Raw genomic sequence first — 22,552 nt, 5'->3', positions numbered from 1 at the left:
AGAAGTGTCAACGCACGATCAGCACCGGCGTCGTGCAGTGCGCCAGCACGCGCGAGGTGACCGAGCCCATCACGAGCGAGCTGAGCGGCGATTGGCCGTGCGAGCCCATCATCAGGAGGTCGAAATGGCCTTCCTTGGCGGTGGCGGCGATGGTGTCGGCCGCATGGCCCACCTTGATGGCGTAGGTTGGCTTCCAGGGCTTGTCGGCAAGGGTGGCGCGCACGCTCTTCAGGACCATTTCGGCCTGCTCATCGTAGTAACCCTGCAGCGTGGCGCGGTCGATGTAGCCGGTGACGTGCGGCGGCACGGGTGCGACCACCGTGAGCACGGTGAACTCCGGTGTGTTGCCCAGGAGTTCCGGGTGGGCAGCCAGGTAGTCCAGCATGCGCTTGGTGTAGTTGCTGCCGTCGACGGCCAGGAGGATCTTCATGAGGAGGCCTCGTTTTGATGTTGGGAAGGTCTGAGCGAAAGGTAGCGCCGGGCGCCTGACGAGGCTTGACGTGCGTCAAGCGCGGTGGTGCGGGCCGAGCCTAGCGTATGTCGGAGGGCGCGGCACGCTTCGCCCCTGGGGTCGCAGCGATATGCCGATCCGCGCCTCGACGGCGAGTTCGGCGACGTCGCGGGGCGCTGAAACAAGCCTCAAGTTCTCTCGCCGAGCGGCCGACAACCCGTTGGCTGAGCGCTCGGTCATTTTCTTTACCTCATGGACGACAAGATCACGCCCCAAGAGCACTACGTCGCGCCCAACCAGTTGTGTTTGGGCCTCCATGTGCACCTCGACCTTTCGTGGGTGGAGCATCCCTTTACCTTCTCCAGCTTCAAGATCAAGACGCTGGAGCAGATCGCCACCATCCAGTCGCTGGGCCTGCAGCGCGTGCGCTATTCGCCCGCCAAGAGCGATGGCGAGCCCCTGCCTGAACCGGCGACATCGCCGGCATCGGCCGCGCCGGCGGCCATCGCCGATGACGACTCGCTCTACCAGGCCAAGCGGGCCCGCCTGGAGCGCCTGGAAGCCCAGCGGGCCAAATCGGCGGCGTGCGAGAAGGCGTTCCTGTCGAGTACCCGGGTGATCAAGGGCATCAACCAGAACATGTTCTCGCAGCCCGCGGTCGTTCGGCAGCAGGCCGACGAGCTGGTGAAGACGATGGCCGACTCGATGCTCATGGACGCGGACATCGCCATCCGGCTGATGGCCGACAAGATCGGCAACGAAGACGCCTATTACCACTCGCTCAACGTCGCCCTGCTGTCGATGATGCTGGCCAAGGAGATGAAGGCGCCGGCCGCCGGCATCCAGCTGGTCGGATTGGCGTCGCTTTTTCATGACGCCGGTGAAGTCGAAATCCCCGAGCGCATCGTGCGCAAGAGCGATGCGCTGACCAAGGCCGAGGCTGCATTGCTGCAACAGCATTGCGCCTATGGCGTCGACATCGGCAAGAAGCTCGGGCTGCCTCCCGAGGTGCAGGCGGTGATTCTTCAGCACCACGAGTGTGTGGACGGAAGCGGCTACCCACGCGGCCTGCACGGACCGCAGATCTCGCTGCTGGCGCGCATCGTCGCGCTCGTCAACGCCTACGACGAACTTTGCAACCCGCCGAACCCCGTCAACGCCATGACGCCACACGAGGCCTTGTCGACGCTGTATGCGCAGCGACGCGATCGCTTCGATCCCCTGGCCATGACGACCTTCGTGCGCTGCATGGGCGTGTACCCACCCGGCACGGTGGTCGCGTTGTCGAACGGCGCTCTTGCGTTGGTGGTGTCGGTCAACACCTCGCGTCCGCTCAAGCCCACGGTGCTGGTCTACGACCCGGCGGTGCCCAAGAGCGAGGCCATCGTGGTCGACCTGGAGCAGGAGCCCGAGGTCACGGTCAGCAAGACCCTGAAGCCCTCGCAGCTGCCGCCGGCGGTGTTCGACTACCTCTCGCCGCGCAGGCGCACCGCGTATTACTTCAATGCCGAGTCCGGCAAGCCGGGCTGATCTTCAGCCCGGTGACGCCGTTTTCGCTGCAAGCGTCAGTCAGTCGACGATGGCCGAGTAGACGAGGTTCTTCAGCTGGCCGCGAATGTTGAAGGTGCCCGAGGGCACCAGCTGCGTCATGAAGATCACCACCAGGTCTTCGCGCGGGTCGACCCAGAAGATGGTCGAGGCCATGCCGCCCCAGTAGAAGTCGCCCGGGCCGTAGCTGCCGGCTGCGACTTCGCTGATGGTGGTGGCGAAGCCCAGGCCGAAGCCGATGCCCTCGTTGGCGGTCTCGGAGAAGTTGCCGAGCGCCACCTGCGTGAGGTCTTTGCCACCGGCAAGGTGGTTCTGCGTCATCAGGCGCAGCGTGCGCGGGCCGACGATCCGGGCGCCGTCGAGCTCGCCGCCGCGGCGCAGCATCTCGCAGAAGCGGTGGTAGTCGGCCATGGTGCTGAGCAGGCCGCCGCCGCCCGACACGAAGACCGGTGGCTTCGCATAGCTGCTCGCCAGCGGGTCGTCCATCACCTCGAGCGTCTTGTCTTCACGGCGCACGTAGTTGGCGGCGAAGCGGTCCACCTTCTCGGGCGCGATCTGGAAGGCGGTGTCCTTCATGCCGAGCGGGCCGAAGATGTGCTTTTGCAGGTAGTCCTCAAAGGGCATGCCCGAGATCGCCTGCACCAGATAGCCGCACACGTCGGTGGAGAACGAATACATCCAGCGCTCACCCGGCTCGTAGCGCAGCGGCACCTGGCCGAGCTTCTTGACGAAGCTTTCGAGGTCTTGCCGCGCGCCGCGGGTAAGGCCGAGGTCGCTGTAGACCTGGTCGACCGGGTGCAGCGTGGCGCCGGGAATGGCCAGCGGCCCGCCGCCGTAGGTGATGCCGCCGCTGTGGTTGAGCACGTTGCGGAAGCTCACCGGCCGGTCGGGCACCTTGGTCTGCATCGTCGGGCCCGAGCCCGAGACCCACACGCGCTGCTTCTTCCATTCGGGGATGTAGCGTGACACCGCATCGTTGAGCTGGAAGTGGCTTTGTTCGTAGAGCTGCATCAGCGCGATCGAGGTGATCGGCTTGGTCATCGAATAGATGCGGAAGATGGTGTCCTCGCGCAGCGGCTTGTTGCGCTCGCGGTCCATGAGGCCGAGTGCGCTCTGGTACGCGATCTTGCCGTGGCGCGCCACCAGCGTCTGGCAGCCGGGCAGCTTGCCGGGCTTGATGTAGTGCTTGTTGAGGTGCTCGGTGATGAGGCCGAGGCGGTCGGCGTCCAGGCCCGTGTTGTTGCTCATGCCGGCACCGCCATCATGTTTTCGAAGTTGGTGCGGTAGAACATTTCCTTGGCGTCCTCGCTGATGTCGGTGAAGGTGCGCTCGAAGCGGCCGATGGGGTCGTTGGTGCCTTCGGGGTGGGGGTAGTCGCTAGAGAAGAGGAAGAGCTCGGGGCCTGCGTCGCGGATGATGCGGCCCACGTCTTCGCCGGGGAAGGGCGTGAACTTCACCGCGCGGCGGATGTACTCCGAGGGCTTCATCGGCATCGCGGCGAGCGTCGGGTCGCCCTTCTTGAAGATGCGCTGGGACAGGTCGAGCAGGCGCAGGAACTCGGGCACCCAGCCGGCGCCGAGTTCGATCACGCCACCGCGAAGCTTGGGGAAGCGCTCGAACACGCCGTCGAACACGAGCGCCGTCAGGAACTGCTGCGGCGCGATCGACAGCACCATGAAGTCGCGCACGCGCAGGTTCTCGCCGTCTTCGGCGCCGGTGATGTCTCTCGGCTTGGGCAGGCCGTTGTTCTCGTACTCGGGGATCTTGGTCTTGCTGTTGGGCCCCACGTGCAGCATGAAGGGCACGCGCAGGTCGCAGAAGGCCTGCCAGACGATGTCCATGTCGGAGTGGCCAGGCGACTTCTTGCCCGCTGGCATGCCCGGGATCCAGAACGCGCCGCAGCCCAGGCGCACGCCTTCGTGCATCTCTTCCACGCAGCGCTTCGGGTCGGCGAGCGAGAGCTGGCCGACGGCGATGAGTCGGTCGTCGCCGGCGCAGAACTCGCCCATCGCGCGGTTGTGCGCGCGAACGCCGCCGTAGCGCACGTCCATGTCTTCGTGTTGGAGGTACTGGCCGGCCGAGAAGGTGGAGAAGACCAGCTGGCGGTGGAAGCCCAGATCGTCGAGCGCGGCCTTGCGCTCGGCGGCGTCGAAGGCACCGGGCGCACGCCAGCCCTTCAGGCCATGCACCACGTCGTTGGGCTGCTCGCCGCGGGCGGCGCGCTCCTTCTGCTTCTCGACTTCCTGGTTGATGAATTCGTAGCTGTTGGTCGCCGACTTCGACAGGTTTAGCGGCGGCATCTTGTCGCGCAGCGCCGGGTCGGTGTGGCGGGCGATCCAGTCGACCGTCTCCATGATGTGGCTGTCGGCGTCGTGGCAGACGCGGTTCGCGGCGTAGGTCATCACGATCTCCTTGCGCCCCACGATGTGTGCAGGGTCTGAAAATTAGTATAACGATCGTGTAATAACGCGCGCCAGGGGCAACCCGCAGATTCGAGGGTTATGCGATGCGCGAGTCAGGCCTTGCGGCGCTTGGAGGCGGGAGCAGCGGCTTTTGCCTTCGCCGCCTTGGGCTTGACCGTCTTTGCCACGGGAGGCTTGCCGGCATCGGACTGCTGCGCCTGCAGCGCATGCCAGCCGCCCATCGCGAAATCGCTCCACACCTGCGCCGCCCGCTCGGCCGTGATGCCGGCGCGCTTCAGGGCGCGTGACGAGAGGATGGGCGCGTTCACCGTCATCACCGTGCAGATGAAGGCCACGTCTTTGGGCACGCCGTAGGTCTTCATCAGGCGCTTGATGAAGTGCTCGGTGATGGCGCTGCGCTCGTTGCGCTCGCGCTGGTGCACGAGTTCGGCCACGCTACGGTCGCCGGCGAGCAGGCGGATCACCGGGCCGCGCTCATACAGGTAGTTGAAGGCGTTGCGATTGGAGGCGCGGATGAGGGGCTCCAGCGGCACGTCGTCGGGCAGCACGTCGAGCTTGTGGCTGCCGAGGTAGACGTATTCGCGCTCCATCACCGCACGCAGCAGGTCTTCGCGGCGCGTGAAGTATTTGTAGACCAGCGGCTTGCTCACGCCGGCTTCGTGGGCCACGTTTTCCAGCGTGAAGGTGGAGAGGCCCCGTTCCACGATGTAGGAGACGGCGCTGTCGAGGATCTGCTCGCGCCGCGCCTCGGGCGACATGCGCCGGGCGCGGGTGGCAGGTTCAGCGGTGGGTTTTCGGCCGGGCATGCACAAGGGGTCGCGATGGCGCTGGGTCGGGAGCATAGGGCCTGGTTTCGTGAAGAACCTTTCATTCGGCTCAGGGCTTACCCGTCTCAATGAAACGCACGGTCGGCCGATATCGAACGTAGACAACCCCTGGGCCGCCTCGCCCGGGTCTTCACCACAAGGTCCCACCCCAAATGACAAAGCGAACCCAGCCGACTGCCGCCAGCGTGCCCGCCCTCCAGCCGACCGAAGTGGTGCTCTACCGCACCGAACAGGCCTGCGTGTTGCGTCGCACCCAGCCAGACGGCCAGCGTGTGGTGGTGAAACAGGCCATCGGTGCCCCGGCCGTGCGCCGCCTCGGCCATGAGCTGAGCATGCTGCGCCGGGTGGCGCATGTGGCCGGCGTGCCGGTGGTGCTGGAAACGCCCGCGGCCGACACCCTGGTGTTGCGCGACGACGGCGGCATGTCGCTCGCCGACTACCTGCGCGAGCACACCCTGAGCGTGGCGCAGGCGGTCGATTACGCGCTGGGCGCGGCCCGCATCCTCGCCGCCGTGCACAAGGCCGGTGTGGTGCACAAGGACATCGGCCCCGGCAACCTGCTGATCCACCCCGAAACCCTCGCGCCGACGCTGATCGACTTCAACATCTCGATGCTGGCTGAAGCCGACATCGCGGCCAAAGCCGAGGCGAAGGGCGACGCCGAGATCGCCGGCACCTGGGCCTACATGTCGCCTGAGCACACCGGCCGCACAGGGCGTGTGCCCGATGCCCGCTCCGACCTCTATTCGTTCGGCGTCACCCTCTACCAGGCGCTGGTCGGCCACAAGCCCTTCGAGACCGAAGACCTGCTCGAACTCGTGCACGCCCACCTGGTGCAGATGCCCGAGGCGCCCGCCGCGCGCGTGCCCGAGCTGCCAGCCGTGTTGTCGGACATGGTGATGCGCTTGCTCGCCAAGGAGCCCGAGAAGCGCTACCAGAGCGCCGAGGGCCTGGCGCAGGACCTGCAGCGCTTGCAGCGCGGCCTGGCCGCAAAGAAAGTCGAATCGTTCGAGCTCGGTGCCTTCGACTTCGGTGCCGAATTCAAGGCGCCGGCCACCCGCTTCGGCCGTGACAAGGAAATCGCGCGCCTGCGCGCGGTGTTCGACGCCACGGCTGAAGGCCAGCAACCCGTGCTGTGGATCGCAGGCGACGCCGGGGTCGGCAAGTCGGCCCTGATCGAAGAGCTGCGCACCATCGCCGCCACGCGTCGCGCCTGGTATGCCGGCGGTCGTTTCACGCCTCAGTCGGCGGACGTCAGCGCGCATGCGCTTGGCGGCTTCAGCACCCTCGGCCGCCAGCTGGTGGCCCTGCCGACCGATCAACTGGCCCAGATGCGCGAGAAGCTCCTGGCCGCCCTCGACGGCCGCCTCGGCTATGGCGTGGCGCAGCTGCCTGAGTTCCAGAGCCTGCTGGGCGAGCACCCCGCCGTCGAACCCGAAGGCGATGCCGAAGCGGCCATCGCCGACGCCGCCGTGCGCCTGCTGCGCGCGCTGGCCAGCGCCGAGCGGCCGGTGGTGATGGTGGCCGACGACCTGCAGCACGCGCCGTCGCTCACCTTCAAGCTGCTGGCCGCCGTGAGCGCCGAAGCCCGGCGCCAGCCGATCCCCGGCCTGCTTCTGGTGGGCGCCGGCCCGGCCGAGCTGGCCGGCCGCCTGAAGGACGCTGCCCCCGTCGAACTCGCCGTCGCGCCGCTCTCGGCCGACGCTGCCGCCCAGATGATCGCAAGCGTGCTGCGCATGTCGGTCGACGAGGCCGGCCCGCTCGCGGCCACGCTCGAGCGCCACACGCAGCACCGCCCCGGCCGCATCCTCGCGCTGCTCAATGCCTTGCGCGCCGACAATGTGCTGACCCTCGGCGACGCCCGCTGGGAGTGGAACGCCGATGCGGTGCGCCGCTATGTCGGCGCCGCCAGCCCGGCCGAGCTGCAGGCGCGCATCGCCGCGCTGCCGAAGGCGGCGGTCGAAGGGGTCCACGCCCTCGCGGCCCTTGGTGGCCACGCCGGCTGGGACGACCTCATTGCCACCACCGGCCAGACCAAGGCACGCCTGCGCAAGGCGCTCGCCCCGGCCATCGACGACGGCCTCGTGGTCGAAGGCGACAACGGGCCCGCGCTGCCGCGGCCCAGCGTGGGCGAGGCTGCACTGGCCACGCTCGCCGATGCCGACCGCCGCGCGCTGCACCTGGGCTTCGCGCGCCAGCTCGACGCCGCCAAGCGGCCCGAAGCGCTGGTCGCCACGCAGTATTTCCACGCCGGCCTCACCGCCGCCGACACGCTCGACGCGAGCGAGCGCCGCCGCGTCGCCAAGCTGCTCGAAGGCGAGGGCGATGCGCTGCGTGCGCGCGGCCAGATCGATGCGTCCGAGCGCTTCCTGCACGCCGCCTTGCAGTCGCTCGAGCTGGTGGCAGGCGCCGACGAGCAGCAGGTGGTGTTCGATCTGGGCGTCAAGCGCTTGCAGGCGCTCTTCGAACTCGGCCGCCACAACGATGTGGACGCGGTCTATCAATCGATGCTCGAGGCCGGCTTCGCGCCCGAGTTGCTGAGCGGTGCACTGCGCCATCAGATCTACAGCCTGGTGGCGCGCAGCAAGTTTGTCGACGCCATGAAGGCCGGCCTCGACTTGCTGGCGCGCCTGGATCTGCCGAAGCCCGCCGACATCCGCCCGGACCTCGCGGCCGGCGTGGGGCGCCTGGTCGGCTGGATCCGCAGCGAGGATCGCCTGCGCGATTTCGACCGACCCGAGATCAGCGGCGGGCGTGAGCTGGCCCAGGCCCAGAGCCTGCCCGAGACCACGACGCCGGCCTACTTTGCCGACCCGCCGACATGGGCCTGGCTCACGCTGCTCGCGCACAAGATCTGGGTCGAACATGGCCCGCACAGCCGGCTGGCCGGCTCGATCTCGTCGCTGCCGTTCGTGCTGGTCGGGGCCCCGCAGGACTTCCGCGGTGCCCACGCCGTGGGCCGCCACGTGATCGAGGTGTGCGAGAGGCGCGGCTTCGAGCAGGCACAGGCGCTGGGCCGCTGCATCTTCGCGATCTCGGCTGCGCACTGGATCGACCCGCTCGAGACGATCCTCGCGGAATTCCACCGCGCCCGCGCCGACCTGATGCGCATGCGCGAGCCCTTCGTCGCCTTCAGCTACGTCGCAAGCGACGTGGCGTTCGACTGCATGCCCACGCTGGCCCAGGCGACGCCGGAGGTGAAGGCCGGGCTCGACTTTGCCGTGTCGCAGCGCAACGTGGACTTCCAGCAGCGCTATCAGCCGCGCCTGCAGCTGCAGCGGGCCTTGCGCGGCGAGACCAAGGCGGCCGGCTCGCTGAGCGACGACGGCTTCGACGAAGCCGACTACATCACCAAGATCGACCCGACCGGCACGACGGCTGCGACATACCAGATGGTGGCCACCATCCGCGCCGCGCTGTTTGGCGACATGGCGGCCCTGGCGAAGCACAGTGCGATGGCGGTGGCGCTGTCGCCCCGCACGCCGGGCTACTACCTCGGCGCCGTGGCGCGCGTGCTGCGCGGCGTCTCGCTGGCCGACCAGCTGCGCAGCGCCGCCGAGGAAGACCGTGCCAAGCTGATCGAGGAACTCGACACGACCGTGGCCTTCGTGAAGGCGCGTGCCGCCGACGCGCCGGCCAACTTCGCCCACCTTGCGGTGTGGCTGGACGCCGAGCGTGCCTGGGCGCTGGAGTCGGTGTGGACGGCCGGTGCGGCCTTCGATGCCGCCCTGGCTGCCGCGAAGGATGTGTCGCGCCCGTGGCACAAGGCGTTGATCCATGAGCGAGCGGCGCTCTTCCGCCTGTCGCAGGGCATGGAAGAAGCGGCCAAGCCCATCCTCTCGGCTGCGTGCGAGATGTACGACGCCTGGGGCGCCGCCGGCAAGGTGAAGGAGCTGCGCCGCCAGCATGCCTTCCTGCGCTCGGGCAAGGGCCTCTCGCGCAGCGACTCAGGCAAGACCACGGCCGTGGTCGGCGCCGAAATGCTCGACCTGATGGCCGTGCTGCGCGCCTCGCAGGCGCTGAGCTCCGAGACGGTGCTCGCCAGGCTGACCGACCGCGTGGGCAAGGTGCTGGGCACCATCACCGGCGCGACCGGCGTGCAGCTGATCGTGCGGCCGGAAGAGGGCTCGACCGACTGGGTGATGGCGCACACGCTGGGCGATGCGAAGCCGCAGACGGTGGACGAGGCCGGTGCGGCCGGCGAGCTGGCCCTCTCGGCCTTCCGCTACGCCGAGCGCACCCGCGAGCTGCTGCTGATCGAAGACGTGGTGCGCGACGAGCGATTCTCGGAAGACGCCTTTGCGCAGAAGCTCGAGCAGTGCTCGATGATGTTCTCGCCGATCGTCAAGCAGGGCCATCTGCACGCGATGCTGGTGCTCGAGAACCGGCAGCGCCGCAACGCCTTCAGCGGCGACCGCCTCGACTCGGTGGCGCTGATCGCCGGCCAGCTCTCGGTCTCGCTGGACAACGCGCTGCTGTATGCCTCGCTCGAAAAGCGCGTGGCCGAGCGCACCGCCCAGGTGCGCCAGAAGACCAACGACATCAACGCGATGCTGCAGAACATGCCGCAGGGCGTGCTCACGGTGGTCTCGGGCGGCACCATCCACCCCGAGTACTCGGCCTACCTGGAGACCATCCTCGAGACGAAGGAGATCGCCGGTGCCTCGCTGATGGACCTCATCTTCACCAACACCAGCCTGGGTGCCGACCTGCTCTCACAGGTGGATGCGGCCATCGCCTCGGTGATCGGCGAAGACGAGATGAACTACGAGTTCAACTCGCACTTGCTGGTGAGTGAGTTCGACAAGACGCTGGCCAACGGCAGCGTGAAGTCGCTGGCCCTCTCGTGGTCGCCGATTGCCAACGACGAAGGCACGGTCGACAAGCTCATGCTCTGCGTGCGCGACGTGACCGAACTCAAGCGCCTGGAAGCCGAAGCCAACGCCCGCAAGCGCGAGCTGCAGGTGATCGGCGAGATCCTCGCGGTGAGCCAGGAGAAGTTCCACGAGTTCATCGACTCGGCCCGCGGCTTCCTCGCCGAGAACAAGGCGCTGATCGAGAAGACGGCCGGGAAGAACCTCGACGCGATCAACCTGCTGTTCCGCAACATGCACACCATCAAGGGCAACGCGCGGACGTATGGCTTCCTTGGGCTCACCAACCAGGTGCACACCACCGAGCAGCACTACGACGACCTGCGCAAGGATGCCGAAGCCGCGTGGGAGCAGCCGGTGCTGCTGGCCGAACTCGCGCAAGTGAGTGAGCTGATCGAGCAGTACGCCCATGTGAACGACACCGTGCTCGGCCGCAAGGGCCCGGGCCGGCGTGCGGCCGTCGAGAAGTTCCTGATGGTCGAGCGCGACACCGTGGCCGAGACGCTCTCGCTGCTGATGGGCGTGGACCACAGCGACGCCAACGCGATGCGCCTCGCGCTGCAGCACGTGGGCAGCACGCTGCACATGCTGGGCACCAAGCCCATCGGCGAGATCCTCGCGGGCACGATCGAGTCGCTGCCGTCGTTGGCCCAGGAGCTGGGCAAGGCGGCGCCGCAGGTGCACATCGAAGACCACGGCCTGATGGTGCGCACGCAGGCGTCGTCGCTCCTGAAGAACCTCTTCACCCACCTGCTGCGCAACTCGGTCGACCACGGGATCGAAGCACCGGCCCAGCGCGCCCAGGCCGGCAAGGCCGAAGCGGGCCGCATCGACCTGCGCCTGCGCGTGGACGACGGCAAGCTGTGGATCCATTTGAAGGATGACGGTCGCGGTCTCGCGCTCGGCAAGATCCGCAAACAGGCCCTGGAGCAGAACCTGCTCACGCGCGGCGCCAGCACCAGCGCCGAGGAAGTGGCCCAGCTCATCTTCCGCTCGGGCTTCTCGACCGCCGAACAGGTGACCGAGGTGTCGGGCCGCGGGGTCGGCATGGATGCCGTGCGCGCGTTCCTGGAAAAGGAGGGCGGCTCGATCGCCATCCGCTTCCTCGACGACCGTGAGAACGCCGACTTCCGCCCCTTCGAGACGGTGATCAGCCTGCCGGACAAGTTCGCCGCGTCGCTGCACGCCGCGATGTCGTTCGACGCGCTGCGCAGCCGCCTGGCGGCGGCGAAGACCTGAGCCCGCTCAGCCTGGACCGTAGAGCGACCGGATCCCCACCTTCTGGCTGCTCAGCAGCGCGGAAGGCGGGCTCCCGATCGAGCGCATCCAGGTGCGGCAGAAGTGCGCCGAGTCGGCGAAGCCCGAGTTCAGCGCGATCTGCGTCAGGTTGAGCCCCTGGCCGGCCATCATGGCTGCGAGGTCGAGCTTGCGCGAGATGGCATACATGCGAAGCGTGATGCCCATCTGCTGCGAGAAAAGGTGCGACAGCCGGTGGTACGACAGCTCCACCTCACCGGCCAGGCGCTTCATCGAAGTGTCGGGCGCTTCGTCGAGCAGCTCGCGCACGCGCTCGATGCGCGGGTCGAGCGGGGCCGTCTGTGGCAGGAGCTGGCGCGTGCGGTCGATGACCAGCGAGGACGTGGCCGCGGCTTCCATCGGGCTCAGCAGGCCCGCGCGAGCGGCGTGGAAGCGGTCGTCGCAATCGGCGAAGAGCTCTCGCGGAAGCTCCCACGCGTCGACCGGGTCGGTGCAGGTGCTGAAGGCGCGAAAGGTGTCGTGCGTGGGGCACAGGCCGATGCTCACGATTGGCACATCCTGGGCGGCGATGCAGCGCCACACACCAGGCCGCAGCAGGAAGGCATTGCCCCGTTGCCGCCCGCCAGCCACTTCGATCTCGAAAGGCTCCCCTGTCAGCGAGATCAGGATCGATGCGGTGATGCGCATCGACTCATAGGCCAGACCATTCCCCACGAACAGAAAGCCGTGGCTGAAGATGTGGAGCCATGCGTCCTTCGACAGCGACAGCAGACGGGAACTCAGGTTCAACAGGGTGGACATGGCCACTGAGATGGTGCCGCCACTCCCTCGTCAAGGCTTGTAGCTTGTTGTCGGTTTGCTCATGGTTTGTGCCTAGGGGAACAAGAAAAGAGGCGCCCGGTGCAAAGAGTAGGAGACACCACAGGAAATCGCGGGCGCCTGAAAAACGAAGATCGCAGGCTCAGGACTTGGCGACGCAGTGTGGGGCGCTCCTGCAGGTTTGAATTGCACGATCTTGCGAACGGCTTGCACCGAGGCCTATCGTTTTCCCGCGAGGTGTTTGATGCACCGCAATGCGCAGCGCCGGCCCGCCCGGTAGCCTCGCCGGCCATGAACGCGCCCATAGCCTTGCCCCACATCGACCCGTCCATCGCCCCTGCGCTCGCGCACAGCGGCCTGGCGCCCATGACCCTGGCCGGTCGCACGCTCCTTCCCGTGGTGCAAGGGGGCATGGGGGTGGGCATCTCGGCGCATCGTCTGGCCGGTGCGGTGGCGAGCTGGGGCGGGGTGGGCACGATCTCGTCGGTCGACCTGCGCCGCCATCACCCCGACCTCATGGAGCGCACCCAGGGCCTGGCCGCGAAGATCGGCCGCGAGGCCGAAGCTAAGGCCTGCATCGACGAGGCGAACCTCGAAGCCCTGGAGCGCGAGGTGAACGCTGCGCGCAAGGCTGCGCGGGGCAGGGGCATGGTCGCGATCAACGTGATGCGTGCGGTGAGCGAATACGCGAGTTCGGTGCGGCGCGCGCTCGAGTGCGGCATCGACGCGGTGGTGGTCGGCGCCGGCCTGCCGCTCGACCTGCCCGACCTCGCGCAAGACCATCCGAAGGCGCTGCTCATTCCTATCCTCTCCGACGCGCGCGGTGTGCAGCTCATCGTGCGCAAGTGGGAGCGCAAGAAGCGCGTGCCCGATGCCATCGTGATCGAGCACCCGCGACTGGCCGGCGGCCACCTGGGTGCGGCGCGCGTGGCCGACCTGCAGGACACGCGTTTCGACTTCGAAAACGTGCTGCCGCAGGCGCGCGAGTTCCTGCGCTCGGCGGGCCTCGAACGCGAGGTGCCGCTGATCGCCGCTGGTGGTGTGCGCAGCCACGGCGACATCGCCCGCCTGCAAGGCCTGGGCGCGGCGGGGGTGCAGTTGGGCACGCCGTTCGCCGTCACCGAAGAGTGCGATGCCGACATCGCGTTCAAGCGCGTGCTGGCCGAAGCGCGCGATGAAGACATGGTCGAGTTCACGAGCGTGGCCGGCCTGCCGGCGCGCGCCGTGGGCACGCCGTGGCTGCGCGCCTATCTGAAGATCGAAGACCGGCTGCAGAAGGTCACGCATGCGCGCAAGCGCTGCACCAAGGCCTTCGACTGCCTGGCGCAATGCGGGCTGCGCGACGGGCTGCCCGGCTGGGGTCAGTTCTGCATCGATCACCAGCTCGGTGCGGCGCTGCGCGGCGACACGCGGAAGGGCCTCTTCTTCCGCGGCGTGGGCGCGTTGCCCTTCGGCCCGCAGATCCGCAGCGTGCGCGATCTGCTGGATCGGCTTCTGAGCCCCATGCCCGCAGCTGCCTGAAAGGGCCGGTAGCACCGCATACCCCTCGCCGCCGTGCGAGGCGGCTATGCCCCTACCCGTGCAAGGTGTGACAGGTGCACCCGGGGGTGCCCGATGCTCCAATGGTCGGCACCCCAACACCTGTTCCTTCGCATGGACGCAGCGGCTGCCGACGCCCCCTTCGATGCTGCCACCCTGTTCGCCCAGGAGCTGCCCGACGCCTGCATGGTGCTCAGCCCCGACGGCCGGGTGGAGCACTGGAGCCGGGGCGCACAGGCGAGCTTCGGGTATGACAGCAGCGAAGCCATCGGTCGCAGCGTGCATGAGCTCGTCGTGCCGCCGGATCGTGTGGCCGAGCAGCGCAAGGCGCTCGCCGACACCATCGACTCCCGATCCGTGACCTTCGAATCGGTGCGCCGCCGCAAAGACGGCTCCATGCTCTGCGTCGACGTCACCACCAAGCTGCTCGCCAACACGGGCCGGCCCTTGATCCTCATGTCGGAAAAGGACGTGACCGACATCAAGGTGCAGCGAGACGCCAAGCTCATGGAGGCGCGCTTTCGCGACCTGCTCGAGTCCACGCCCGACGGCATCGTGATGGCCAACCCCACCGGCCACATCGTCATCGCCAACGGCCAGGCCGAAAGCCTTTTCGGCTACGAGCCGGGCGAACTGCGCGGCAAGCCGGTCGATATCCTCCTGCCCGAGCGCTACCGCCGATCGCACGTGGTGCACCGCTCCAACTACTTCCTGCAGCCGCGCAAGCGCGCCATGGGCTCCGGCCTCGACCTCGCTGGCGTGCGAAAGGACGGCACCGAGTTCCCCATCGAGATCAGCCTCTCTCCGCTGCGCACCGAGGAGACCGCGTTCGTGATGAGCGCCATCCGCGACATCAGCGAACGCAAGCGCTTCGAGCGCGCCCTGCAGGAAAAGAACATCGAACTCGCCGCCGCCAACCAGGCGAAGGACAAGTTCCTCGCCAGCATGAGCCACGAGCTGCGCACGCCGCTCAACGCCATCATCGGCTTCACCGGCACGCTGCTGATGGGGCTGCCGGGGCCGCTCACGCCCGACCAGTACAAGCAGCTGCGCACCGTGCAGACGAGCGCGCGCCACCTGCTCGCGCTCATCAACGACCTGCTCGATGTGGCCAAGATCGAAGCCGGCAAGGTCGACCTCGCGCTGGCGCCGGTCGACTGCTGCGCGGTGATCGACGAGGTGGTGGCCACGCTTCGCAACCAGGCCGAGGCGAAAGGCCTGCAGCTCGTCGCCGTGCTGCCCGCATCGCCGCTGGTGTGGACGACCGACCGCCGCGCACTCAGCCAGATCGTGCTCAACCTCGCCGGCAATGCGGTGAAGTTCACCGACAGCGGCAGCGTGACGGTCACCGCGAGCGGCGTGGGCGATGCCTTGCAGGTCACGGTCGACGACACCGGCGTCGGCATTCCGCCCGAGGAGCAGGCCAAGCTCTTCGTCCCCTTCAGCCAGGCCGGCAGCATGCGCCCGCGTGCGGCCGAAGGCACCGGCCTCGGGCTGCACCTGAGCCAGCGCCTCGCCGAGCTGCTGGGCGGGCGCATCACCTTCGAGAGCACGCCAGGGCAGGGCAGCCGATTCGTGCTGCAACTCTTGCCCCAAGCCTGAGGAACACCGCCATGGCCCGCATCCTCGTCATCGAAGACAACCCCGCCAACCTCGAACTCGCGCAATACCTGCTGGAGCACCACGGGCACACGGTGCTCCTGGCGACCGACGGGAAGGCGGGTGTGAGCATGGCGCGCCGGGAGCGGCCCGAGCTCATCGTCTGCGACCTGCAGATGCCGGTGCTCGACGGCTACGGGGTGCTCGATCAGCTCAAGGGCGACGGGTCGATGGCCAGCGTGCCCATCGTCGCCGTGACGGCGTTTTCGATGGCGGGCGACGAAGAAAAGGTGCGGCGGGCCGGCTTCGACGGCTACGTCTCCAAGCCCATCGAGCCCGAGACCTTCGTGCAGCAGATCGAGGCCTTCCTGCCCCCGGGGTGACGCCGATGGCCCGTGTACTCGTCGTCGACGACCATGCCACCAACCGCGACCTGATCGTCACGCTGCTGGGGTATGCCGGGCACCAGGTCGACGAGGCGGCCGACGGGGCCGAGGCGCTGGTGAAGGTGCGCGCAGCGCAGCCCTCGCTCGTGATCTGCGACATCCTCATGCCCACGATGGACGGCTACGAGTTCGTGCGCCGCCTGCGCGCCGACGCGGCCATCGCCCACACCGACGTGATCTTCTGCACCGCCACCTTCATGGAGAGCGAGGCGCGCACGCTCGCCGCCTCGTGCGGCGTGACCCGGATCCTCTTCAAGCCCTGCGAGCCGCAGGAGATCCTCGATGTGGTGACCGCCGCGCTCGCCCACGAGCGCCCGCGCGAGCCCGCGGTTGCCGCCGACGACTTCGACCGCGAGCACCTTCGCCTCGTGACCGACAAGCTGGTGGCGCAATCCAACGAGCTGCTCCATGCCAACCAGCGGCTCTCGGCGCTGACCGAGCTCAACCTGCGCCTGGCGTCCGAGCGTGACCCCTTCGCACTGCTCAACCAGGTGTGCCGCGGCGCGCGCGACCTGATCGGTGCGCGCTACGCCATCCTCGGCGTTCGGCACAAGAACGGCGAAGACACGGTGCACTTCGCCACCTGGGGCCTCGACCCCGAAAGCTCGACCCCGTTCGACCCGCGCGACCTCACCGCCGGCGTGCTGGGCCTGGTGATGCAGGAGCGTGTGCCGCGCCGCTTCCTCAACCCCGCGGGCGACCCGGCGCGGCTCGGGTTCCCCGCGAGCTGCCCGCCCTTCACCAGCGGGCTCGTGGCGCCCATCGTGTCGCTGCAGCAGTCGTATGGGTGGATCCTGCTGATTGACAAGCTCGGCGCCGAAACCTTCAGCGCCGACGACGAACGCCTGCTCGGCATCCACGCCGCGCAGGCGGGCCGCATCTACGAGAACGGCAGCCTCTACCTCGCGATGAAGCAAAGCGCCGAGCAGTTGCAGATCGCCAACGAGACGCTGGAGCAGCGAGTGGAAAGCCGCACCGCGCAGCTGCGCGAGATCATCGGCGGGCTGGAGAGCTTCAACCGCACCGTCTCGCACGACCTGCGCGGCCCGCTCGGCGGCATCGCCGGCGCGTCGCGCAAGGCGGGCGAATTCCTCGAGGCCGGGCAGCTCGACCGCGCCTCGCAGATGCTCGGCCTCATCGCCCAGAGCGCCGAGCGCACCGAGCGGCTGGTGAGCGCGCTGCTCGCGCTGGCCCGCGCGAGCGAGGCCGAGTTGCACCGCCAGCGGGTGGACACGCAGGCCCTGGTGCGCGAGGTGGTGGCGGCCCTGCCGCAGCCGGCCGACCGGCCGCCGGTGCAGGTGACCGTCGGCGAGCTGCCGCAGGTCGACGCCGACCCGACGCTGCTGCGCCAGGTGTTCGTGAACCTGATCACCAACGCGGTGAAGTTCGCAAGCGCGGGGTCGGCGCCGCAGGTGGAGGTGGGGGCGGGCGAAGAGCAGGGCCACCCCGTCTTCTTCGTGCGCGACAACGGCGTGGGCTTCAGCGACGCGCAGGCGGAGCGCCTCTTCCACCCCTTCCAGCGCCTGCACGGTGCACGCTACGAGGGCTTCGGCCTGGGGCTGTCGATCGTCAAGCGCATCATCGACCGGCACCAGGGCCAGATCCGCGCCGAAGGCCGGCCGGGGCAGGGCGCGACCTTCTACTTCAGCATCGGCAGCGGCCCCTGATTCGCCCGCAGGGCGTGACGCACGCCACGGGCGGCAGCCCTGTGCGCGCCGGCTGCCGCGAGGGCTTGACGGCCGTCAAGGGGCGTGCGGGGCGAGGTCCACACACTCGCCTCCACTCGATCGCCCGACAGAGACAACCCCCGGGCCGACGACCCAGGGAGCCTTCATGTCACAAGAAACGATCCTCATCGTGGACGACAGCCCCGAGAACCTCACGGTGCTCGGCGAGCTGCTCAAGAACGACTACCGCGTGCTCGCGGCCACCGACGGCTTGCGGGCCCTGCAGCTGGCCGCGCGCCAGCCCGGGCCCGACCTCATCCTGCTCGACGTGATGATGCCGGAGATGAACGGCTACCAGGTGCTCGCCGCTCTGCAAGCCACGCCCGAGACGCGCGATATCCCCGTCATCTTTACCACCGCCATGTGCGCGACGGAGGCAGAGGAGCAGGGCCTGCACCTCGGCGCCGCCGACTACATCACCAAGCCCCTGCGGCCGGCGATCGTGCTGGCACGCGTGCAGACGCACCTCGCGCTGAAGCGCGCACGCGATGCGCTCAAGCGCGACAAGGCCGGCCTAGAAAAGGAGGTCTTGCGGCAGATGCAGGAGAACCGGCTCATCCAGGACGTGGCCATGCGCGCGCTGGCCCGCCTGGCCGAGACACGCGACAACGAGACCGGCAACCACATCCTGCGCACGCAGGAATACGTGCAGCTGCTGGCGCAGCGCGCCCGCCTGCTGCCGCAGTTCTGTGACGAGCTCAGCGAGCGCAGCGTGGCGCTGATCGCCAAGTCGGCGCCATTGCACGACATCGGCAAGGTGGGCATCCCCGACCGCATCCTCCTGAAGCCCGGCAAGCTCACCGCCGACGAGTGGGAGGTGATGAAGACCCATGCGGCGCTGGGCGCCGACGCCATCGGCCGCGCGGTGGCCGACCTGCAGCAGCCCCCCGGCTTCCTGATGTATGCCACGCAGATTGCCCGCCATCACCATGAACGCTGGGACGGCACCGGCTACCCCGACCGCCTGGCCGGCAACGCCATTCCGCTGGCGGCCCGCCTGATGGCGATTGCCGACGTGTTCGATGCGCTCATCTCGCGGCGCAGCTACAAGGCCCCGATGCCGCCTGCCGTGGCGCGCGAGACGATGGCCGCCGGGCGCGGCCGGCAATTCGACCCTGTCCTCCTGGACATCTTCCTCGAAGCGTTCGACGAATTCTGCGAGATCGCCCGCCGCCGACCTGATGATGCGGACGAGGTGCCGGCCGCGGAGCCGGCGCCTGCGCAGCCCGCCACCGAACCAGCAGAACGAATGGCCTGACGGGCATGGCACGCTCGGCCCTTCGCCCGGCCATCGGCTACCTGCTGGCGGGCTCTTTCTGGATCGGCGGCTCCGACTGGCTGCTCGCCGCCGTGGTGCACGACGTGGGGACGCTCGCCCTGCTGTCGTCGGCCAAGGGGTGGGTTTTCGTCGCGCTGACGGCAGCGCTTCTCTACTGCGTGCTGAGCAAGTACGACCGGGCCCGCGATGCGCGCGACCGCCACCTGCGCCACCTGCAGGCGCTCGCGTTGATGCAGGAGATCGCCGACGGCTCCAGCGACGCGATCTTCGCGAAAGACCTGGAGGGCCGCTACCTGATGTGCAACCGCGAGGCCCAGCGGGTGCTCGCGCCCGGCAACGAGAGCGTGCTCGGCCGCAGCGACGCTGAGTTCTTCTCGCCCGCCGAAGCGGCTGCAATTCAACGCAACGACGCCGCCGTGATCGCGGGCAACGAGACCCGCACCTACGAAGAGGCCCTGAGCACCGCCAAGGGCTCGCGGGTGTTCCTCGTCACCAAGGGACCGCTGCGCGACGAGGCCGGGCAGGTGACCGGCATGTTCGGCATCGCCCGCGACATCACCGAACGCGAGCGCGCCGACCAGGCGCTGCGCGAAGCGTCTCGGCTGTTGCAGGCGGTGGAAGACTCGGTGCTCGACCACATGGCCGTGCTCGATGGCACGGGCCGCATCGTGGGGCTCAACGCCGCGTGGAAACGCTTCGCCGAGGCTGGTGGGCTCGACCCGGCGCTGTATGGCGAAGGGGCGGACTACCTCCACGCCTGCCGCCTCGCCGCTTCCCTCTCCGAGGCAGACGCCGCCTGCGTGGCCGACGGCGTAGGGGCGGTGCTGGCGGGTCGGCTGCCGGTGTTCGCCCATGAATACGCGTGCAGCTCGCCGGCTGGGAAGCGCTGGTTCCAGATGAGCGTGACGCCTCTGCCGTGCGACCTCGCGGGCGCGGTGGCGGTGCATACCGACGTGACTCATCGCCGCCTGGCCGAAGACGCGGTGCGTGAGCGCGAAGCGCAGTACCGCTCGATCGTCTCGGCGCTCGACGAAGGCATCATGGTCTTCGATCTCGAGGGCCGCCTCATCGCCTGCAACCCGCGGGCTGAGCGCTTCTTCGGCATGGCGCTCGGCGAACTGCGGCAGGGCCATTGCATGGACCACTTTTCTCCGTGCCACGCCGACGGTTCGCCGATGGACGAGGCCGAGCTGCCCCTGTCGCGCACGCTCGCCACCGGCAAGCCTTGCCACGACGTGCTGGTGGGCGTCACGCCATCGGGCGGCACCCTGCGCTGGCTGACGGTGAACGCCGAGCCGGTGTGCGACGGGCCGGCCGGCGAGATGAGTTCGGTCGTCACCTCGTTCAGCGACATCACCGAGCGCCACCTCGCCGAGGAGCAGCTGCGCAAGTTGTCGATGGCGGTGGAGCAGTGCCCCATCGGCATCACCATCCGCGACACGCGCGGCCGCATCGAGTACGTGAACGACGCCTTCACCCGGATCACCGGCTACACGCGCGACGTGGCGGTCGGCGTTCACGACGACCTGCTCCAGCTCGGGCGCGCGCCCGCCGCCCGCGGCGACGAGCTCAGCGCGGCGCTCCTGCGTGGCGAGACCTGGCGCGGTGAGTTCACCAACGTGCGGCGCGATGGCGAGGGCTACGACGAGTTCGTGCACGTGGCGCCCATCCGCCAGGCCGACGGGCAGGTGACCCACTACCTGTGCATCGGCGAAGACGTGACCGAGCGCAAGCGCATGGGCGCCGAACTCGACCGGCATCGACACCGGCTGCAGGAGCTCGTCAAGGAGCGCACTCGCCAGCTCGACGAACTCAATGCCGCGCTCATCCGAAGCCTCGACGCCGTGCGCCAGACGGAGCTGCAGCTGCACGACGCCAATGCGGAGCTGGTGCTCTCGCGCGACCGGGCCGAGGCCGCGAACCGGGCCAAGAGTGTCTTCCTGGCCAACATGAGCCACGAGATCCGCACGCCGATGAACGCCATCATCGGCATGACCTACCTGCTGCGCCGTGACGCCACCGCGCCGGCCGACATCGACCGGCTCGACAAGGTGAGCGGCGCGGCCGAGCACCTGCTGCAGGTGATCGACGACATCCTCGACCTCTCGAAGATCGAAGCGGGCAAGCTCGAGCTCGAGAGCGCCGATTTCTCGCTGCGCGCCGTGCTCGCCGCGAGCCGCTCGCTCGTGGCCGACCGCGCCGAGGCCAAGGGGCTCTCAGTGGTGGTGGAACCCGACCACGTGCCCGATGGCCTGCGCGGCGACGCCACGCGCCTGAAGCAGGCGCTGCTCAACCTGTTGAGCAACGCAGTCAAGTTCACGGAGAAAGGCAGTGTCGCGCTGCGCGTGAATCTGCTGGAGCGGCGCCACGACGGCGTGCGCCTGCGCTTCGCGGTGCGCGACACCGGCATCGGCATTCCGGCCGACAAGCTCGACCGCCTGTTCGCCGCGTTCGTGCAGGCCGACGCGTCCACAACCCGCCGCTTCGGGGGCACGGGCCTGGGCCTGGCCATCACCCAGCGGCTGGCCGCGCGGATGGGCGGCGAGGTCGGTGTGACGAGCGAGCCCGGCGTGGGCAGCGAGTTCTGGTTCACCGCCAATCTGCAGCTGGGCGAGACGGCGCAGGCGCTCACGCCCGCACAGGCGCCCGATGCGCACAGCGTGCGCGCCCGCCACGGCGGCGCGCGTGTGCTGCTGGCAGAAGACAACCCCATCAACCAGGAGGTGGCGCTGGAGTTCCTGCGCGCTGCAGGCCTGTGTGTCGACGTGGTGGGCAACGGCACGCAAGCGCTCGACCAGGTGCAACGCGAGCGCTACGACCTGGTGCTGATGGACATGCAGATGCCCGAGATGGATGGGCTGGAAGCCACGCGGCGCATCCGCCAGATCCCGGCGCTGGCAGGACTGCCCATCCTCGCCGTGACCGCCAACGTCTTCGACGAAGACCTGGCGGTGTGCCTGGCCGCCGGCATGAATGGCCGTGTGACCAAGCCGGTCGTGCCGGCGAGCCTCTATGCCGAGCTGAGTGCATGGCTGCCACCTCGCGCGGGCGAGGCGGCGCTCGACGAGCAGCCGCTGCCGGCGAAGGCGACCACGGCGCCCGCCGCGTCGCAGGCCGCAACGCGGGAGGCGACCGACGGCGAGCTCGATGGCTTTGCCTCGCTTCTCGGCAGTTCGAATTTCGATTCCATCGCCCGCTTCGCCGAACTGGCCCAGTCGCTCCACGCCCGCTTCGGCGAGGCAGCGCACGACATCGAGCGCCATTTGCAGCGCTTCGATTTCGTCGGCGCCACGGAGGTGCTGAAGAGCCTGCGGGCGACTGCCTGATCGAGTCGGCCGCCTCAGCCTTTCATCGCCTCGCGCATGTGGTCCATGACGTGGGCATGCTGGTGCGCCGGGCTGAAGAGCGCGATCTCCGCGTCGCGCACGACGCGCACGCTGTGGCCGGGTGGCCAGTAGAAGAGGTCCTTGTCGGTGCAGACGTCGACGCTGCCGTCGCGGTAGCTCACCTCGACCTCGCCTCGGATCATGTACCCCCAATGTGGCGCCTGGCAGCAGTCGTCCTTCAGGCCCTTGAGCAGCGGCGCGATGTCGGTGCCGGCACCCAGGGTGAAGAACTCGGCGGCCATGCCGCCGCAACCGTTCGCGTCGCCGAAGCCGGGCTGCTGTCGCGCCAGGGCGCCTGGCACGTCGATCTTGGCGGGGATGTTTTCTCGGTTGATGCGCATGTCGATCTCCTGTGTGTCGTGCGTGCGGATTGCACG

General features: G+C 68.6%; 14 protein-coding genes. 8 read left to right on the top strand and 6 right to left on the bottom strand.

What is annotated here, in order from left to right:
* Positions 1-7 precede the first annotated feature (7 nt).
* Positions 8-430 carry a universal stress protein gene (locus RXV79_RS13940; protein ID WP_316698240.1) on the bottom strand — a complete coding sequence of 141 codons (423 nt, stop codon included), beginning with the start codon at positions 428-430 and terminating at the stop codon, positions 8-10.
* 273 nt (positions 431-703) lie between these two features.
* Here RXV79_RS13940 and RXV79_RS13935 point away from each other — a divergent pair, with 273 nt between their 5' ends.
* On the top strand, positions 704-1,981 hold the full coding sequence (locus RXV79_RS13935; protein WP_316698238.1) for a cyclic di-GMP phosphodiesterase: 1,278 nt from the start codon (positions 704-706) through the stop codon (positions 1,979-1,981).
* A gap of 39 nt (positions 1,982-2,020) precedes the next feature.
* Here the strand turns inward: RXV79_RS13935 and RXV79_RS13930 are convergent, their stop codons facing one another.
* From RXV79_RS13930 to RXV79_RS13920, 3 genes are all read right to left on the bottom strand, one after another.
* Positions 2,021-3,247, bottom strand: a complete 1,227-nt coding sequence (locus RXV79_RS13930; RefSeq protein ID WP_316698237.1) for a serine hydrolase domain-containing protein — start codon at positions 3,245-3,247, stop codon at positions 2,021-2,023.
* Positions 3,244-4,401: an amidohydrolase family protein gene (locus RXV79_RS13925; protein ID WP_316698236.1), complete on the bottom strand. Its 1,158-nt coding sequence runs from the start codon at positions 4,399-4,401 to the stop codon at positions 3,244-3,246. The genes RXV79_RS13930 and RXV79_RS13925 overlap by 4 nt, the downstream gene beginning before the upstream one ends.
* A 113-nt stretch (positions 4,402-4,514) precedes the next feature.
* On the bottom strand, positions 4,515-5,228 hold the full coding sequence (locus RXV79_RS13920) for a TetR/AcrR family transcriptional regulator (RefSeq protein ID WP_316698235.1): 714 nt from the start codon (positions 5,226-5,228) through the stop codon (positions 4,515-4,517).
* A gap of 173 nt (positions 5,229-5,401) precedes the next feature.
* On the opposite strand from RXV79_RS13920, the gene RXV79_RS13915 reads away from it, so the two are divergent.
* Positions 5,402-11,362 carry an AAA family ATPase gene (locus RXV79_RS13915; RefSeq protein WP_316698234.1) on the top strand — a complete coding sequence of 1,987 codons (5,961 nt, stop codon included), beginning with the start codon at positions 5,402-5,404 and terminating at the stop codon, positions 11,360-11,362.
* Positions 11,363-11,368: 6 nt separating this feature from the next.
* On the opposite strand, the gene RXV79_RS13910 is transcribed toward RXV79_RS13915, so the two are convergent.
* Positions 11,369-12,181 (bottom strand): helix-turn-helix domain-containing protein, encoded by an 813-nt coding sequence (locus tag RXV79_RS13910; RefSeq protein ID WP_316698232.1) that lies wholly within the window; start codon positions 12,179-12,181, stop codon positions 11,369-11,371.
* A 309-nt stretch (positions 12,182-12,490) separates the two neighbouring features.
* On the opposite strand from RXV79_RS13910, the gene RXV79_RS13905 reads away from it, so the two are divergent.
* The 6 genes from RXV79_RS13905 (at position 12,491) to RXV79_RS13880 (ending at position 22,115) form a co-directional block, all read left to right on the top strand.
* Positions 12,491-13,720 (top strand): NAD(P)H-dependent flavin oxidoreductase, encoded by a 1,230-nt coding sequence (locus RXV79_RS13905; RefSeq protein WP_413816611.1) that lies wholly within the window; start codon positions 12,491-12,493, stop codon positions 13,718-13,720.
* A gap of 132 nt (positions 13,721-13,852) precedes the next feature.
* A complete protein-coding gene (locus tag RXV79_RS13900) occupies positions 13,853-15,340 on the top strand; it encodes a PAS domain-containing sensor histidine kinase (protein WP_316698229.1) in 1,488 nt (495 codons plus the stop codon).
* Positions 15,341-15,351: 11 nt separating this feature from the next.
* Positions 15,352-15,720 (top strand): response regulator, encoded by a 369-nt coding sequence (locus RXV79_RS13895; RefSeq protein WP_316698227.1) that lies wholly within the window; start codon positions 15,352-15,354, stop codon positions 15,718-15,720.
* A gap of 5 nt (positions 15,721-15,725) precedes the next feature.
* Positions 15,726-17,450 (top strand): response regulator, encoded by a 1,725-nt coding sequence (locus RXV79_RS13890; RefSeq protein ID WP_316698224.1) that lies wholly within the window; start codon positions 15,726-15,728, stop codon positions 17,448-17,450.
* Between the two features lie 166 nt (positions 17,451-17,616).
* Positions 17,617-18,768 (top strand): HD-GYP domain-containing protein, encoded by a 1,152-nt coding sequence (locus tag RXV79_RS13885; protein ID WP_316698221.1) that lies wholly within the window; start codon positions 17,617-17,619, stop codon positions 18,766-18,768.
* Positions 18,769-18,773: 5 nt separating this feature from the next.
* On the top strand, positions 18,774-22,115 hold the full coding sequence (locus RXV79_RS13880; protein ID WP_316698219.1) for a PAS domain-containing hybrid sensor histidine kinase/response regulator: 3,342 nt from the start codon (positions 18,774-18,776) through the stop codon (positions 22,113-22,115).
* A 14-nt stretch (positions 22,116-22,129) separates the two neighbouring features.
* Here the strand turns inward: RXV79_RS13880 and RXV79_RS13875 are convergent, their stop codons facing one another.
* On the bottom strand, positions 22,130-22,516 hold the full coding sequence (locus RXV79_RS13875) for a cupin domain-containing protein (protein ID WP_316698217.1): 387 nt from the start codon (positions 22,514-22,516) through the stop codon (positions 22,130-22,132).
* Positions 22,517-22,552: the final 36 nt, after the last annotated feature.

This window comes from Piscinibacter gummiphilus (genome assembly GCF_032681285.1).
Lineage (GTDB): Bacteria > Pseudomonadota > Gammaproteobacteria > Burkholderiales > Burkholderiaceae_C > Rhizobacter > Rhizobacter gummiphilus_A.
The sequence above is the reverse complement of the archived record's forward strand: the minus strand, read 5'-3'. Positions and strand labels throughout refer to the sequence as shown.